10 protein-coding genes are annotated in these 15,888 nt (G+C 71.9%); 7 read left to right on the forward strand and 3 right to left on the reverse strand.

Features of this window, described 5'->3' with window-relative positions:
* Positions 1-140 precede the first annotated feature (140 nt).
* The gene (locus ACS5PV_RS00915; RefSeq protein ID WP_455393510.1) at positions 141-1,091 is read left to right on the forward strand and encodes an alpha/beta hydrolase; all 951 of its coding nucleotides are present in this window, start codon (positions 141-143) and stop codon (positions 1,089-1,091) included.
* The gene (locus ACS5PV_RS00920; RefSeq protein WP_455393511.1) at positions 1,088-1,990 is read left to right on the forward strand and encodes a DMT family transporter; all 903 of its coding nucleotides are present in this window, start codon (positions 1,088-1,090) and stop codon (positions 1,988-1,990) included. Before ACS5PV_RS00915 ends, ACS5PV_RS00920 begins: the two co-directional genes overlap by 4 nt.
* Positions 1,991-2,110: 120 nt before the next feature.
* Here ACS5PV_RS00920 and ACS5PV_RS00925 read toward each other — a convergent pair whose 3' ends face one another.
* The 3 genes from ACS5PV_RS00925 to ACS5PV_RS00935 all read right to left on the reverse strand — a co-directional run bounded on the left by ACS5PV_RS00925 (position 2,111) and on the right by ACS5PV_RS00935 (position 7,953).
* Positions 2,111-4,771 carry an MHYT domain-containing protein gene (locus ACS5PV_RS00925; protein ID WP_455393512.1) on the reverse strand — a complete coding sequence of 887 codons (2,661 nt, stop codon included), beginning with the start codon at positions 4,769-4,771 and terminating at the stop codon, positions 2,111-2,113.
* 166 nt (positions 4,772-4,937) lie between these two features.
* The gene (locus ACS5PV_RS00930) at positions 4,938-5,984 is read right to left on the reverse strand and encodes a CorA family divalent cation transporter (RefSeq protein WP_455393513.1); all 1,047 of its coding nucleotides are present in this window, start codon (positions 5,982-5,984) and stop codon (positions 4,938-4,940) included.
* A 100-nt stretch (positions 5,985-6,084) separates the two neighbouring features.
* Positions 6,085-7,953, reverse strand: a complete 1,869-nt coding sequence (locus tag ACS5PV_RS00935; protein WP_455393514.1) for a M3 family oligoendopeptidase — start codon at positions 7,951-7,953, stop codon at positions 6,085-6,087.
* Positions 7,954-8,220: 267 nt separating this feature from the next.
* Here ACS5PV_RS00935 and ACS5PV_RS00940 point away from each other — a divergent pair, with 267 nt between their 5' ends.
* The 5 genes from ACS5PV_RS00940 (at position 8,221) to ACS5PV_RS00960 (ending at position 15,791) form a co-directional block, all read left to right on the forward strand.
* Positions 8,221-9,708: a sigma-54-dependent transcriptional regulator gene (locus tag ACS5PV_RS00940; RefSeq protein ID WP_455393515.1), complete on the forward strand. Its 1,488-nt coding sequence runs from the start codon at positions 8,221-8,223 to the stop codon at positions 9,706-9,708.
* 254 nt (positions 9,709-9,962) lie between these two features.
* A complete protein-coding gene (locus ACS5PV_RS00945) occupies positions 9,963-12,053 on the forward strand; it encodes a L,D-transpeptidase family protein (RefSeq protein ID WP_455393516.1) in 2,091 nt (696 codons plus the stop codon).
* Positions 12,054-12,245: 192 nt separating this feature from the next.
* A complete protein-coding gene (locus tag ACS5PV_RS00950) occupies positions 12,246-12,656 on the forward strand; it encodes a response regulator (RefSeq protein ID WP_455393517.1) in 411 nt (136 codons plus the stop codon).
* A complete protein-coding gene (locus ACS5PV_RS00955) occupies positions 12,653-13,309 on the forward strand; it encodes a chemotaxis protein CheX (protein WP_455393518.1) in 657 nt (218 codons plus the stop codon). The genes ACS5PV_RS00950 and ACS5PV_RS00955 overlap by 4 nt, the downstream gene beginning before the upstream one ends.
* Before the next feature lie 28 nt (positions 13,310-13,337).
* Entirely contained in the window at positions 13,338-15,791 is a 2,454-nt protein-coding gene (locus ACS5PV_RS00960) for a PAS domain S-box protein (protein WP_455393519.1), read from the forward strand.
* Positions 15,792-15,888: the final 97 nt, after the last annotated feature.

The raw sequence follows: 15,888 nt of genomic DNA on the forward strand, positions 1-15,888 counted from the left end.
ACCTGAGATGGCAACCTCCGCGGATTATCCCAAGATACCCGGTGTGCCACACCGGGCAGGACGGTGGCCCGCCCGCAACCCCGAGACGCTCCGCCGCCCGACGGCCGGCGGCGCAGCGCCGCGAGATTGATACCCCGAGCATGATCGACCACGCGCTCTTCGACCCGGCGAAAACCGATCCCGACGCCGAGCGGCTGAACCGGGAGATCATCGCCGCTCAAGGCCAGGCGCCGGACCCCTGGTCCATGCCGGTGGCCGAGGTGCGCGAGCGCCGCCGGCGCGGCAGCCTCGCCTATCCGGCGATGCCCCGCAGCGGCCGGGCCGAGACGATCACGATCCCGGGGCCCGGCGGGCCGCTGGCGCTCAGGGTGATCCGGCCGCAGCGCAAGGCCCGGGGCGCCTACCTGCACATCCATTCCGGCGGCTGGATCTGGGGCGGGGCCGACGAGCAGGACCCCTGGCTCGAGCGCATCGCCGAGCGCTGCGGCTTCGTCTGCGTCTCGGTCGAGTACCGGCTGGCGCCCGAGCACCCCTACCCGGCCCCGATCGACGATTGCGAGGCCGCCGCGCTCTGGCTCCACCACGAGGGCCGCAAGCTGTTCGGGGTCGAGGCGCTGACCATCGGCGGCGAATCGGTCGGCGCGCACTTGAGCGTGATGACGATGCTGCGCCTGCGCGACCGCCACCGGCTGCCGAAGGCCTTTCGCGGTGCCAACCTGTTCTCCGGCCTCTACGACCTCGGCGTCACCGCGAGCGCCCGCAACTGGGGCGACGAGCGCTTGGTCCTCAACTCCACCGACATCCGCCGCTTCGCCGACGGCTTCGTGCCGGAGGGCGTCGCCCGGCGCTCGCCCGACGTGTCGCCGCTCTACGCCGACCTCGCCGGCCTGCCCCCGGCCCTGTTCTCGGTCGGCACCCGCGACCCGCTCCTCGACGACACCCTGTTCATGTCGATGCGCTGGGCGGCGGCCAACAACGGCGGCTACACGTCGGTCTATACCGGCGGCTGCCACGTCTTCATCCGCTACAACCTCGCCATGAGCCAGCGGGCCCTGGAGCTGATCGAGCGCTTCCTGATGGCGCTTGCGTGAGGAGAACGTCGGCCGCGACGGCCTACGCGCTTCTCGCCTTCGCCACGTTTCTCTGGGCCGGCAACGCTGTGGCGAGCAAGGTCGCGGTCGGCCTCGTCTCGCCGCAGGCGCTGGTGGCGCTGCGCTGGTCGATCGCGCTGACGGCGATCGCCGCGATGGCCGGGCGCGAGACCTGGGCCCACCGGCGCACCCTGTGGGCGCACTGGCCGCTGATCCTGCTGATGGGCGGCGTCGGCTATACCGGCTTCAACGCGCTCACCTACGAGGCCGGCGCGCTGACGAGCGCCGTCAACCTGTCCTTGATCGAGGGCACGATCCCGGTCCTGGTGCTGGTCCTGAACTTCCTCGTCCGCGGGGTCGCGGTGCGGGGCGGCCAGGTCGTCGGCGCCGCGATCACGCTTGCCGGGGTGGTGCTGGTGGCAAGCCACGGCGATCTCGCGCGGCTGCGGGCAATGGATTTCAACCGCGGCGACCTCCTGGTGCTGCTCGCCTGCCTGTTCTACGCCGGCTACACCATCGCCCTGCCCTCGCGGCCGGCGGTGCCGGGCCTCGCCTTCTTCGCCGCCATGGCGGTCGCCGCCTGGGCGACCTCGGTGCCGCTCCTCGCCGCCGAATGGGCCGCCGGCCGCACCCTGTGGCCCGGCGCCGCCGGCTGGGCGCTCATCGCCTTCACGGCGCTCGGGCCGTCGCTGGTCGCGCAGCTCGCCTACATGCGCGGGGTCGAGACGATCGGCCCGAACCGCGCCGGGCTGTTCAACAACCTGGTGCCGGCCTTCGGGGCGATCCTGGCGGTGGGGCTGGTGGGCGAGCCGTTCGGCCTCGTCGAGGCCTCGGCCCTCGCCCTGGTGCTGGGCGGGATCGCGGTGGCGGAGGTGTCGGGGCGGCGCAAGGCGGCGTAGGGCCGGGGCCCGGTTGGCTCGGGCGTATCCGGGACCGCTCTCGCCCCTCGGCAGCCTTCCGCAAAGCCGAGCTCGTCATCCCGGCACCACAGTGTCTGTCATCTCCCGGATCCATCGACGTCAATTTCGCGACGACCTCTGGCCTGCAGTCGCTGGTTCCGTATCCATCTGGCGGTTGTCGATCTTGCGCAGTTCGGTAGCGATGTCCTGCAAGCTGGCGTCGCCCTTGCGCAGCACCCGATCGGCCTCGGACAGGCGATCGCGTTCCGCTGCGGTGATGCTGCGGGCGCTGAGCACTACCACGGGGACATCGGCGCAGCCGGGCAGGAGCCGGAGCTGGTCGAGGAACGAGAACCCATCCATCACCGGCATGGTCAGGTCGAGGAGCACGAGCCGGGGTACGCCGTGCCGGACTTGGTCGAGCGCCTCGCATCCGTTCCCGGCCTCGCTGACGGTCCAGCCGTTGCGCTCCAGCACCGTTCTCAGGCGGTGACGCATATCGGCATCATCGTCGACCACGAGCACATCGCCCTCTGCGGCCCGGAACTGGTCCAAGATCGTCCGCAGGCGGGTCCAGTCGACCGGCTTCGGCACCGCCTCGACTGCCCCGAGGGAGACGCTGAGCGCCGCATCGGCGACGAAGCTGACCATCACCACCGGGATGCCGGCCGTCTCCGGGTCAGCCTTCAGGGCGGCGAGCACCGACCAACCGTCCATCTCCGGCATCATCACGTCGAGGAGGATGGCTCGCGGCCGGAGCGACCGCGCCAGATCGAGTCCGGTGCGCCCATCGCCGGCGGTGCGAACGGCGAATGATTGACGCTCGAGGAACCGGGTCATCAGCTCACGCTGGCTGGCTTCGTCGTCGATCACGAGCACGAGGTCGCCCGACGTGAACTGGTTCTCCGAAGCCGCCGGCTCCCCCTCGCTGCTCGGCTCCGGGGCCACCGCCGGAACCCGGAGGGTGAAGCTCGTGCCTCGACCCTCGACGCTCTCCACCGTGATGTCGCCGCCGAGCAGCTGCGCGAAGGCGCGGCTGAGCGCCAGCCCCAGGCCGGTCCCGCCGTAGTTGCGCGTGGTGCTCTCGTCGGCCTGGGTGAAGCGCTGGAACAGGCGCCCGACCTGCTCCGGGCTCATGCCGATGCCGGTATCCTGAACGGTGAACCGGAGCCATTGGCTGCCGGCGTCAGCCTCACGGCCGGCCCGCAGGGTGATGGTCCCGCCCTCGGTGAACTTCGCCGCGTTCGAGAGCAGGTTGAACAGGCACTGACGCAGCTTCACCGCATCCGTTCGCGCTTGGCCGACATCGCTACCGACGTCGAGCACCAGGACGTTGCCCTTCTTGCCCACCAGGGCGTCGACGGTGGCTGCCGCATCAGCGACGAAGGTGGCAACGTCGATGTCCTCGGGATAGATTTCCATCTTTTCCGCCTCGACCTTCGACAGGTCGAGGACGTCGTTGATCAGGCCGAGCAGATGCTGCGCGTTCGATTTGATCTTGCCGAGATCCTTCAGGAGGCTGTCCTGGCCGAGTTCCTCGGCTTCCTCCTCCAGCATCTCCGAGTAGCCGATGACCGCCGAGAGCGGCGTGCGCAGTTCGTGGCTCATGTTGGCGAGGAAGCGGCTCTTGGCGCGACTATGCTCCTCTGCCGAGTCCCGCGCCTCCTTCAGGGCTTGCTCGTGCGCGTGGCGTTCGGTGACGTCCGTGTGGACGCCGACCCATTCCCGGATCGACCCCTCGGCGTCGCGCACGGGCACGGCCCGCACGGAATAGTGCCTCCATGATCCGTCAGGGGACCGAAGCCGGTGCTCGACGACGTAGGACGTTACGCTCCGGACCGCCTCCCCCCACACCCGTTGCGTCTCCGCCAGGTCCTCGGGATGGACGGCGGCCGACCAACCGCCGCCGCGGTACTCGGCCAGGTTCTGGCCGGAGATCGTCTCCCAGCCGGGCTGCTCCTCGACGAAATTGCCGGAAGCGTCGGCCGTCCACATCACCCCGTCCACGGCTTGCACCGCCGACCGGAAGCGTTGCTCGCTGATGTGCAGGCGCTGCTGCGCCCGGCGCTGGTCGAACGAGCCTGCCATCATCGCCAAGAACAGGATGACGAAAGTCACACCGGCCACGGCCAGCGCCAGATTCTGCTGATTGACGCCGAGCGCGGTCGCGTGCGCGGCGTGCGCACCCGCTTCCTCGGCGGTGAAAGTCCCCGCCGCCATGCCGGTATAGTGCATTCCAGCGACCGCCAGGCCCATCACGCAGGCCGCGGCGAGCTTCTGCCACGGCTTGTTCCTGCGGAACGCCAGCCACAGGGCAGCTGTCGCGGCCGTCACTGCGATGGCGACAGAAGCCGCGACGATGGCCGGATCGTAGGCGAGGTTGCCCGGCACCCGCATCGCGGCCATGCCGGTGTAGTGCATGGCCGCCACCCCGACGCCCATGAGCGGACCCGCGATCAGCAGCGACGAGATGCTGGTTCCCCGAAGCCCGACCCAGGCAAAGCCTGCGGCCGTCGATCCGATCGCGATGACGAGCGACAGCAGCGTCAGGCCGAGATCGTAGGCGGCCGGCATGCCCATCTCGAAGGCCAGCATGCCGACGAAGTGCATCGACCAGATGCCGCCGCCCATGGCGATGGCCGCCCCGGCTCCCCATGCCCAGCGTGGCCCGGCGTTCCGACCGCTGACGCGAGAGCCGAGGTCGAGTGCGGCGTAGGACGCGAACACCGCGATGATGACGGAGAGCACGACGAAGGCGGGGTTGTAGCCGGTATGGACCATGAGACTTCCGGTGAGTTAGTCCGGGGAGGCATGGCACATAAACGCAGCGGTATTGGGTCAATCCCCGCTTCGTGAACGAAGTGGCCGGTGTGGCATCCTGACCGAGGCATGGGGCGACGTCCCTTGAGAGACTTCGGTCGCTGATCGAGCTTGATGTGCCGTCGCCTCAGCCCCTCTGCCCGCCGAGCCCGAGCCGGCGAATCAGCAGGAAGGCCGCCGCCGCCGATAGCGCGGCAATCCCGATCGCCACCGTCGAGCCGTCGTCCCACTCGGCGAAGGGCAGGTTCTTGGTGTTCATGCCGAACAGGCCGGTCACCAGGGTCGGCGGCAGGAACAGGGCGGTCAGGATCGACAGGGTGTGGAGCTGGCGGTTCGACTGGCGGGCGAGCAGGCCGGACAGCTCCTCCTGCAACAGCCGGCTGCGCTCGGCCAGCACCACCATGTCGCGATCGAGGGCGTCGAGGCGCTGCGCGATGCGGGCGGCGGCCTCCAGCGTCTCCTCGGGCAGGTCCTCGCCGTCCTCTTCCAGGCGGTGGAACACCGCTCGCAGGCCGTTGAGCTGGCGGTGCAGCCGCACGGCGTCGCGGCGGATCGGACCGAGCTGGCGGGTCTCGTCGCGGATGCGCTCGTCGAGGATGTGGTCCTCGATCCCGTCGAGGCGCTCGGAGAGGGCCGCGCCGCGGGCGCCGATCGCCGCGGCGACCCGGCCGATCAGGGTTTCGAGGAGAGCCACCGGCCCCGGCAGCGCCCTGCCCTCGGCGATCGCCGCGCGCACCGCGTCCGGCCCGACGATCGGGTGCCGGCGGCCGCTGACGAGGTAGTTCGGGCCGAGCACGAAGTGCAGCCGCCCGGCGGCGTCGGGCAGGCGCTCCGGCGCGGCGGGGGCCTCGGTGTCGCGGGCGAGGTCTGCGTCGCGGGTGAGGTCGGCGATGACGCCGCCGACCTGGCCGTCCTCGATCGTGACCCGCTGGTGGGGATCGCTGGCGAAGGCCGCCGCCGCGAGGTCCGGCGGGCCGAGGCGCCCCTCCGCCACCAGGGCCGGGACCCGCGCGTCGTTGAGGTTGACGTGGAGCCAGACGAAACCCTCGCCGAAGCGGCCGAGCGCCGGAACCTCTTCGCCGGGCCCGACCAGCTGCCCGCGCCCGGCCCCGTCGAACCGCATCGCCCAGATCAGGCCCGGCAGGGCGGGTTCGTCGCTGAGGAGGGGCGGCATCGGGCGTCGTTCGTCCCCGCTTGGCTGTGCGGGAGCGACCGGAACGCCGCCGCACCCGGCCGCCGTCGCTAGGGGCCGGGCGCGACGATGCGATGACGGCTCACGCCTCCATCGCCTCCAGCTCGGCGATCATCCCCTCGATCATCGACAGGCCGATCTGCCAGAAGGCCGGGTCGCGGGCATCCAGCCCGAACGGCGCCAGCAACTCGCCGTAGGGCTGGCTGCCGCCGGCGGCGAGCAGGGCGAAGTAGCGCGCGACGAAGGCCTCTTCCGCCGCCGGATCGCCGCTCGCCCGCTGGTAGACGCCGTAGAGCGAGTTCACCAGGCAGTCGCCGAAGGCGTAGGCGTAGACGTAGAACGGCGAGTGGATGAAGTGCGGGATGTAGGCCCAGTACGGCTCGTAGCCCTCGTCGAGGCGGATCGCCGGCCCTAAGCTCTCGGCCTGCACCGACATCCACAGGGCGTTGATCTTCTCGGCGGTCAGCTCGCCCTCGCGGCGGGCGAGGTGGACCTTGCGCTCGAAGGAGTAGAACGCGATCTGGCGCACCACCGTGTTGATCATGTCCTCGACCTTGGCGGCGAGCATCGCCCGGCGCTGGACCGGGTCGGTGGTGGCCTCGAGCACGCGGCGGAAGGTCAGCATCTCGCCGAACACGCTGGCGGTCTCGGCGAGCGTCAGGGGCGTCGGGGCCATCAGGGCGCCGTTCGGGCCCGCCAGCACCTGATGCACGCCGTGGCCGAGCTCGTGGGCGAGCGTCATCACGTCCCGCGGCTTGCCCTGGTAGTTCACCAGCACGAAGGGGTGGGCCGAGGGCACGGTCGGGTGGGCGAAGGCGCCCGGCGCCTTGCCGGGCCGCACCGGCGCATCGATCCAGCCGCCGTCGAAGAAGCGCCGGGCGATCTCGGCCATCTTCGGCGAGAACGCGCCGTAGGCCGAGAGCACGGTCTCGCGCGCCTCGGCCCAGGGGATCGTGCGCTGCTCGACCTTCGGCAGCGGCGCGTTGCGGTCCCAGTAGGCGAGGTCGTCGCGGCCGAACCACCGCGACTTCAGCTTGTAGTAGCGGTGCGACAGGCGCGGATAGGCGGCCTGGACGGCGGCGACCAGCGCCTCGACGGTGTCGCGCTCGACCCGGTTGGCGAGGTGGCGGGCATCCGACACGTCGGTGAAGCCGCGCCAGCGGTCGGAGATCTCCTTGTCCTTGGCGAGCGTGTTGGTGATGAGCGTGAACACCCGCAGGTTCGACCGGAACACGGTGCTGAGCGCGCCCGCCGCGTCCCGGCGCACGGTCTCGTCCGGGTCTTGGAGCTTGTTGAGGGTGGGCTCCAGCGTCAGTTCCTCGCCGCGCAGCGGGAAGCGCAAGGACGCGATGGTCTCGTCGAACAGCCGGTTCCAGGCGGCGCGGCCGGTCACCGACTTCTCGAGGAAGAGCTTCTCCGCCTCGTCGCTCAGCTGGTGGGGCTTCTCGCGGCGGATGTCCTCGAGCCAGGGGCGGTAGCGCGCCAGCGGCGGGTGGGCGGCGGCGGCGTCGATGCCCGCGTCCTCGACCCGGTTGAGCTCGAGGGTGAAGAACAGGAGGTCGCTCGCGGCGTTCGTCAGCCGCTCCTGGGTGTCGCCGTAGAACTTCGCCCGCGCCGGATCGGTGGTGTCGCCGGAATAGACGAGGCCGGCATAGGACATCAGCCGGCCGAGCCGGTCCTCGATCGCCTCGTAGGCGGCGACCGCGGTCCCGAGGCGGTCGGACGCGCCCTCGCCGGAGACGAGGTCCCGGACCCGGCCACGGTAGCTCTCGGCGAAGCCCCGGCACTCGGCCTCGGCCTTGGCGAGGTCGTCGGCGAAGGCCGGGTCGTCGAGGCCGGCATAGAGGTCCGACAGGTCCCATTCCGGCAGCGGCCCGAGATCGACGGCGCGGGCGGTGGCCTTCGCGGTGCTCAGGGCGCTGTCGGACGGCGCGGCGGCACTCAGCGGCATGGACGATGTTCCTTCAGGCGCAAGCGATGCGGGGGGACATATCGGCCCCGACCGGCCCGCGATCAACCGAGGCGGCGGCGATTGCGGCGCGGTCGCCTCACGCCCCGGTAACCTCTCGTTGGCGTTAAGAGCCACTTTACGCTTGTGACGCAGCATGCGGCTCGAAACGAAACAGCCGCGTGATTCGCCCGCTGCCCGCGCGCCGGGCGCCGACGCGAGAGGCCTTGAGGGCGGCGCCCCGGCGCCGGTCCTCTCCGAGGAGCACAGATGACCACCACGGTCCTCATCGTCGACGACGATCCCGTGCAGCGCCGGCTGGCGGAGGCCATGGTGCGGCGCCTCGGATACGAGGCCCTGGTGGCCGAGAGCGGTGCGGCCGGCCTCGACGCGATCCGGGCGCCCGATTCGAGCATCGACGTGGTGCTCCTCGACCTCGCGATGCCGGGTGGCCTCGACGGGCTCGGGGTGCTCGCCGAACTGCGCAAGGCCGGCATCGACACCCCCGTGATCGTCCAGACCGCGAACGGCTCGATCGACGCCGTCGTCAACGCCATGCGGGCCGGCGCGATCGATTTCGTGGTCAAGCCCGCCGGGCCCGAGCGGCTCCAGGTCTCGATCCGCAACGCGCTCCAGGTCGACCAGCTCCAGGACGAGATCCGGCGGATGCGCCGGCGGGCGTCCGGCGCCCTCTCCTTCCGCGACCTCACCTCGAAGAGCCCGGACATGGGCCGGGTGATGCGGCTCGCCGAGCGGGCGGCGAAATCGAACATCCCGGTGCTGATCGAGGGCGAGTCCGGCGTCGGCAAGGAGGTGCTGGCCCGCGCGATCCAGGGCTCGGGCGAGCGCCGCGGCAAGCCCTTCGTCACGGTCAATTGCGGGGCGATCCCCGACAACCTCGTCGAATCGACCCTGTTCGGCCACGAGAAGGGTGCCTTCACGGGCGCGACCGAACGGCATCTCGGCAAGTTCGTCGAGGCCTCGGGCGGCACGCTGTTCCTCGACGAGATCGGCGAATTGCCCCTCGACGCGCAGGTGAAGCTCCTGCGGGCGCTGCAAGAGGGCGAGGTCGACCCGGTCGGCGGGCGCAAGAGCGTGCGGGTCGACATCCGGCTGGTCTCGGCGACGAACCGCTCGCTCCTCGACCTCGTCAAGCAGGGCCGCTTCCGCGAGGACCTGTACTACCGCCTCAACGTCTTTCCGATGACCCTGCCGCCGTTGCGGGCCCGGCGCGAGGACATCCCGGACCTCGCCCGCTCGTTCTGCGCCCGGTTCGCGGCTGAGGAAGGCAAGCGGGTGCGCGGCATCGCGGCGGAGGCGATGGCGCTGATCACCCGCTACGACTGGCCCGGCAACGTGCGCCAGCTCGAGAACGCGCTGTTTCGCGCGGTGGTGCTCGCCGACGGCGACGAACTGACGATCGCGGAGTTCCCGCAGATCGCCGCCCAGGTCCAGGGCTTCGACGTGCGCATCCCGGCCGCGCCCGCAACCTCCGAGCCCGGCACCGGGCCGGCCCCGGTGCGCGAGATCGTCCGGGTCGAGGTGCGCGACCCCCACGCCCTGTCGCTGGTCGCCGAGGAGACCGGCGAGATGAAGACGATGGAGGGGCTGGAAGGCGAGATCATCCGCTACGCCCTGCAATTCTACCGCGGGCGGATGTCGGAAGTCTCGCGCCGGCTCGGCATCGGCCGCTCGACACTCTATCGCAAGTTGAAGGAACTCGGCCTCGACGACGAGAAGGCCGAGGACGCCGCCTGATCTTGGCGCCCGCGCGATGGCTCGTCCGAAGAAAACCGCATTTCGGGGGTCTTGGGCGGCCGACCTCGGTCGCCGTCTCCGGTTTTCCCCCGCGATCACCGTCGCGGGTGCGCCGGAACACGTCGCGGACGCCCAAGGTTGCATGCCGCCCGGGTGTGGCTGCCGTGCGATGGCACGGCCTGCGCGGGCGTGTTTACTAGTCTAGATTGACCAGCGTGGCCGCCGTTTTCGGCCGCGGCTTCGAGGAGAGGACCATGGCTCCCAGGCGCAGGACCGGCCGGAACGCGGGCGCGGCGGCGACCCTCGCGGTGCTGCTGGCGGCGCAAGCCGGCCTGCCGGCGGCGCGGGCCGAGGGCGTCGCCGCGGCGGCGCCGGGAGCCGTGGCCGCGACGCCGCCTCCCGCGATCACGGCGATCTCGGACGCGCCCAAGGACGCATCGAAGGGGGACGCATCGAAGGATGCGACCCGCGCCGGCATCGACGTCGTCGCGCCCGGCACCGAGGATTTCAGGCCCGTCACGGCGCCCCCCAAGCCCGGCGATGCGCAGAGGTCCGGCGATGCGCAGAAGCCCGCCGCGACCGAGCCCGCCCAGCCCGCGGAACCCCCCGCCCCGGCGGAGGCCGCAGCCCCCGCCCTGCCCCCGCCCGCTCCCGGCGACCCGGTCGCCGAGGTCGTGGCGGCGCGCCTCGCCGATCCGAGCTTCACGCTGATCCGCCGCCTGTCCCCCAGGCAGCGCGAGGCGATGCAGGCCTTCTACGCGCTCGGCGCCTTCAAGTCGGTCTGGCTCACCGAGGCCGGCTGGAGCGACGCCGCCAAGGCGGTGATCGCCCGGCTCCAGGCGGCGGGCGAGGACGGGCTCGACCCCCTCGCCTACCCGATCCCGCTCCTCGACCCGCCCCACGCCAAGCCCGCCGACCTGGCCGAGGCCGACCTCAAGCTCTCGGCGGCGGCGGCGCTCTACGCCCGCGACGCCCGCGGCGGGCGCATCGAGCCCTCGCGCCTGTCGCGGTTCATCACCCCGAAGCTCGACCTGCCCGCCGCCGACGCGGTGCTGACCCGCCTCACGCCAGCGGGCAGCGGCGCCGGCGCCCTGCTCCAGGCCTACAATCCGGGGCAGCCCGGCTACCTCGCCCTCAAGGCGAAGCTGGCTTCCTTACGCGCCCAGCAGCCGAACCGCGCCGTGCCGATGGTGCGCCTGCCCAAGGGCCCGGCGCTCAAGACCGGGATGCGCGACCCGCGTGTGCCCTTGATCCGCGCCCGGTTCGGGCTCGGCGGCGCGACCGATGCCACCGCCTACGACGAGGGCGTGGCGACGGCGGTGGCGAGCTTCCAGCGCCAGCGCGGCATGAAGGCCAGCGGCGTGCTCGATCCGGCCACGGTGGCGGCGCTCGCCGGCCCGACGCCGGACCGGCAGGAGGCCGACCTCCTCGCCAACATGGAGCGCTGGCGCTGGCTGCCGGCGGATCTCGGCCGCACCCACGTCTTCGTCAACATCCCCGAGTACAAGGTGCGGGTGATGCGCGACGGCCGCGTCCTCGACGAGGCGCGGGTGATCGTCGGCAAGCCCGATTCGCCGACGCCGATCTTCTCCGGCGAAATGACCTACGCGGTGGTCAACCCGTCCTGGACGGTGCCGCCCTCGATCCTCAAGAGCCAGTTCCTGCCCGGGCTCGCCCGCGACCCGAACTATGCCGCGCGCCTCGGCTACCAGGTGGTCCGGCGCGGCAACAGCATCGCCATCCGGCAGCCGCCGGGCGAGCGCAACGCGCTCGGCTTCATCAAGTTCATGTTCCCCAACGACCACGCGGTCTACCTGCACGACACGCCGAACCGCTCGCTGTTCGCCCGCTCCGAGCGGGCGCTGAGCCACGGCTGCGTGCGCGTCGACGATCCGTTCCGCTTCGCGCAGGTGGTGCTCGGGCCACGCTGGCCGACCGAGCGGCTGAAGGCGCTGATCGGCAAGGGCGAGCGCACGGTGATGCTGCCCGAGAAGCTGCCGGTGCACCTCGCCTACTTCACCCTGGAGGCCGACGGCACCGGACCCTTGCGCAGCCTGCCCGACCTCTACGGCGTCAACGCCCGGGTGAAGGTGGCGCTCGGCCTCTCGACCGAGGCGCTGCCGCCGGAGGCCGGCCACAAGCCGAAGGTCGCCGGGCAGGCGCCCGGCGCGAGCCCCGGCACGGCCCCGCGCCCGCACCGCGATCTGGCGCAGCAGCAGGCCGCGCCCCGTCCGGCCCCGCGCCGCCCGGTCGCCACGGCGACCGAGCGGGAGGAGCCGGCGGTGGTGCAGCCGGCGCCGGACTATTTCGGCGAGACCGGGGCGATCCGGCGCGGGTGGTGGTAGCCGGATCCCGGGCATCGCCGGGGCGCCGCTGACCGCCCGCCCCGGAACGGGGAGCGAGATGCGCCTTCCGGGGGTATTTCGGCGATGCGGGACCGCCCTTCCGCTAGGCAAGGGCGCGCTCCATCGTGCATGGTCGCCGCAATGACCGCCGCCTCCATTCCCCTTTCGGCGAAAACCGCCTAGATGCTCACCATGTCGCAGCCTCCGACCGCCCCACAGCCCGTCACCGTCCTCGTCGTTGACGACAGCAAGCTCGCGCGCGCCGTGGCCGTGCGGCTGCTGCGCCAGGCCAGGCCGGACTGGGCGGCGCGCGAGGCGGCCAATGCCGAGGAGGCCGCCGCCATCGTGGCGGCCGAGCCGGTCGACGTGGCGCTCCTCGACTTCAACATGCCGGGCAAGGACGGCCTCGCCCTCGCGCAGGAGCTGCGTGCGGCCCGGCCGGGACTGCCGATCGCGGTGATCTCGGCCAACATCCAGGACGAGGTGATCGCCCGCGCCCGCGAGCTCGAGGCGACGTTCCTGGCCAAGCCCCTCACCGGCGAGGCGCTGGCGGGCTTCCTCTCGGGCGCGGCCCTGCGCCTGCGCCGAGGCGGCACGCCGTGACCGGCGAGGCCCCGGATGCCGGCGCGACGGTCGGCCTGACCGAGCTGCAGCAGGACGCCTTCACCGAGCTCGTCAATATCGGGATCAGCCGCGCCGCCGCGAGCCTGCGCCAGATGATCGGCACCCAGGTGCTGCTCTCGGTCCCCTCGGTCGAGATCGTCTCGCGCCAGGCCGCCGCCCGGCTGATCGGCCAGCGCGAGGCGGCGCCGCTCGTGGTGGTGCACCAGGATTTCGAGGGCGCCTTCGCGGGCCGCGCCCTGCTGATCTTCCCGCAGGAGAACGGCCGCGAGCTGGTCCGCGCCGTCGCCGGCGAGGAGCTGTCGCCGGAGGAGGTCGCCGCCCTGGAGGACGAGGCGCTGGCCGAGACCGGCAACATCATCCTCAACGGCTGCCTCGCCACCATGGCGAACATGCTCCAGCGCACGCTCACCATGTCGCTGCCCGGCATCGCGCGCGGCGACGGCCCGCGGATCTTCGGGACCGAGACGGGCGGGGCGGATTCCCTGGTGCTGTTCCTCTACATCGACTTCTCGGTGAGCGAGCGCGACATCCGCGGCTACCTGGCGATGCTGATGGACCTGCCGTCGCTGGAGAACCTGCGGGGGCTCGTCGACGAGTTCATCGCCCGCGCCCTCGGCGACCTCGACGCATGACCACCCGCCCCCACCCCGGACGAGCCGCGTGAGCGCGCCCGGCAGCGACGGCGCGGCCGGCCTCGCGGCCTCCATCGCGGCGGCGCGCGGGCGCGCCGGGCCGTTCCTCGTCGCGCTGGAGCATTCGCGCCAGCCGATGCTGATCAGCGATCCGACCCTTCCCGACAACCCGGTGGTCTTCGCCAACCAGGCCTTCCTGACCCTGTCGGGCTACGACGCCTCCGAGGTGATCGGGCGCAACTGCCGCTTCCTGCAAGGACCGGACACCGATCCGGGCGCGATGGCGGCGATCCGCGAGGGCCTGCGCGAGGAGCGCGTCGTCCGGGTCACGATCCTGAACTACCGCCGCGACGGCAGCCGGTTCTGGAACCAGCTGCTGATCTGCCCGATCCGCGACGAAGCCGGGCGGCTGGTCAACTACTTCGCCTCGCAGGTGGACATGTCGCATGTCCACGAGGCCGAGACCGGGCGCGAGCGGCTCGCCGACATCGAGCGGCGGCTCGCCGAGGCGCAGCGCCAGCTCTCCCTCACCCTGTCCTCGGCCGGCATCGCCGGCACCTGGGACTGGGACATTCCGGGCAAGCGCCTGCACGTCGACGGGCGCTTCGCCGCCCTCACCGGGCTCACGCCGCCGCCGCGGCCCGGCACCGTGCCGCTGAGCCCCGGCCCGCTGCCGGCGAGCGCCTTCTTCACCGGCATCCACCCCCTCGACCGCCTGCGGCTGCGGCTGGCGGTGAGCGGCATCCTCGGCGGGGCCGAGGTGTTCGACAAGGAGTACCGCCTGCTCGCCCAGGACGGCTCGGTGCGCTGGGTCCATGCCCGCGGCCGCTGCCATTTCGGCGCCGACGGCCGGCCCGCCCGCTTCACCGGCGTGCTGGTCGAGGTCACCGAGCAGAAGCGGGTCGAGGAGCGGCTGCGCATCGCCCAGTCGGCGGGCCGCGTCGGCGCCTTCGAGCACGTGCCGGGCTTTGCCACCGTGGCCGCCTCGCCGCAATTCTGCAGCCTGCTCGGCCTCGTGCCCGCCCGCACCGTGGCGGCGAGCGCGGTCAACGCCCTCGTGGTCGAGGGCGATCCTCCGCTGCTGGCGCCGGACCAGCGCCACGAGGGCGAATTGCCGCCGATCGAGACCCGGGTGCGGCTCGCCGATACCGGCGAGGTGCGCTGGCTGGTGCGCCGCGGCGAGGCGATCCGCGACACCGAGACCTCGGGCCTGCGCCATGTCGGGGTGATCTACGACGTCACCGAGTCGAAGCGGGCCGAGGTGACCCTGCGCGAGCTCAACGACACCCTGGAGGCGCGTGTGCGCGAGGCGGTGGCCGAGCGCGAGCGGGCCGAGGAGCAGCTGCGACAGTCGCAGAAGATGGAGGCGGTGGGCCAGCTCACCGGCGGCATCGCCCACGACTTCAACAACCTGCTCACCGGCATCGTCGGCTCCCTCGACCTGATGCAGACCCGCATCAACGAGGGCCGCACCGAGAACCTCACCCGCTATGCCGGCCTCGCCATGGCCTCGGCCCAGCGCGCCGCCGCGCTGACCCATCGCCTGCTCGCCTTCTCGCGGCGCCAGCCGCTGGAGGCGCGGGCGGTCGACGCCAACCGGCTGGTGAGCTCGATGGACGAGCTGATGCGCCGCACGCTCGGCGAGCGGGTGCAATTGGAAGTCGTGGTCGCCGGCGGCCTGTGGCTGACGCTCTGCGACCCCAACCAGCTCGAGAACGCGATCCTCAACCTCGCGATCAACGCCCGCGACGCGATGCCCGACGGCGGGCGGCTGACCATCGAGACCGCCAACGCCCACCTCGACGACGCCTACGCCTCGCGCGAGATCGGGGTGCGGGCAGGGCAGTACGTCTGCATCGGCGTGACCGATACCGGCACCGGCATGCCGCCGGAGGTGATCGCCCGGGCCTTCGATCCGTTCTTCACCACCAAGCCCCTGGGCCAGGGCACGGGCCTCGGCCTGTCGATGATCTACGGCTTTGCCAAGCAGTCGGAGGGCAACGTCAAGATCTACTCGGAGCCCGGCCAGGGCACGACGGTCAAGCTCTACCTGCCGCGCTACCACGGCGAGGTCGAGGCCGCCGCCGAGGCGCGGGGCGAGGCACCGCGGGCCGAGCGGGGCGAGACCGTGCTAGTGGTCGAGGACGACCCGACCGTGCGGGCCCTGGTGATCGAGGTGCTGCACGAGCTCGGCTACCGCACCCTGGAGGCCGGCGACGGGCCGGCGGGCCTGCGCCTGCTGCAATCGGCCTCCCACATCGACCTGCTGGTGACCGATGTCGGCCTGCCGGGCTTGAACGGCCGCCAGCTCGCCGACCAGGCCCGGCTGGTGCGCCCGGCCCTGAAGGTGCTGTTCATGACCGGCTATGCCGAGAACGCCGCCTTCGGCAACGGCCATCTCGGCCCCGGCATGCAGATGATCACCAAGCCGTTCCCGGTCGAGGGACTGGCGACCAAGATCCGCTCGATCATCGAGGGGTGAGGGGAAGGCGACCGGTTCGGCGGCCTCGGCGGATCGTCCATCCTCGGCGTCGCCCCTGACCCGTGCAGCGGGCCCCGGAACCGGGCGTTCAGGTCGG

The organism is Methylobacterium sp. Gmos1, from assembly GCF_053764715.1.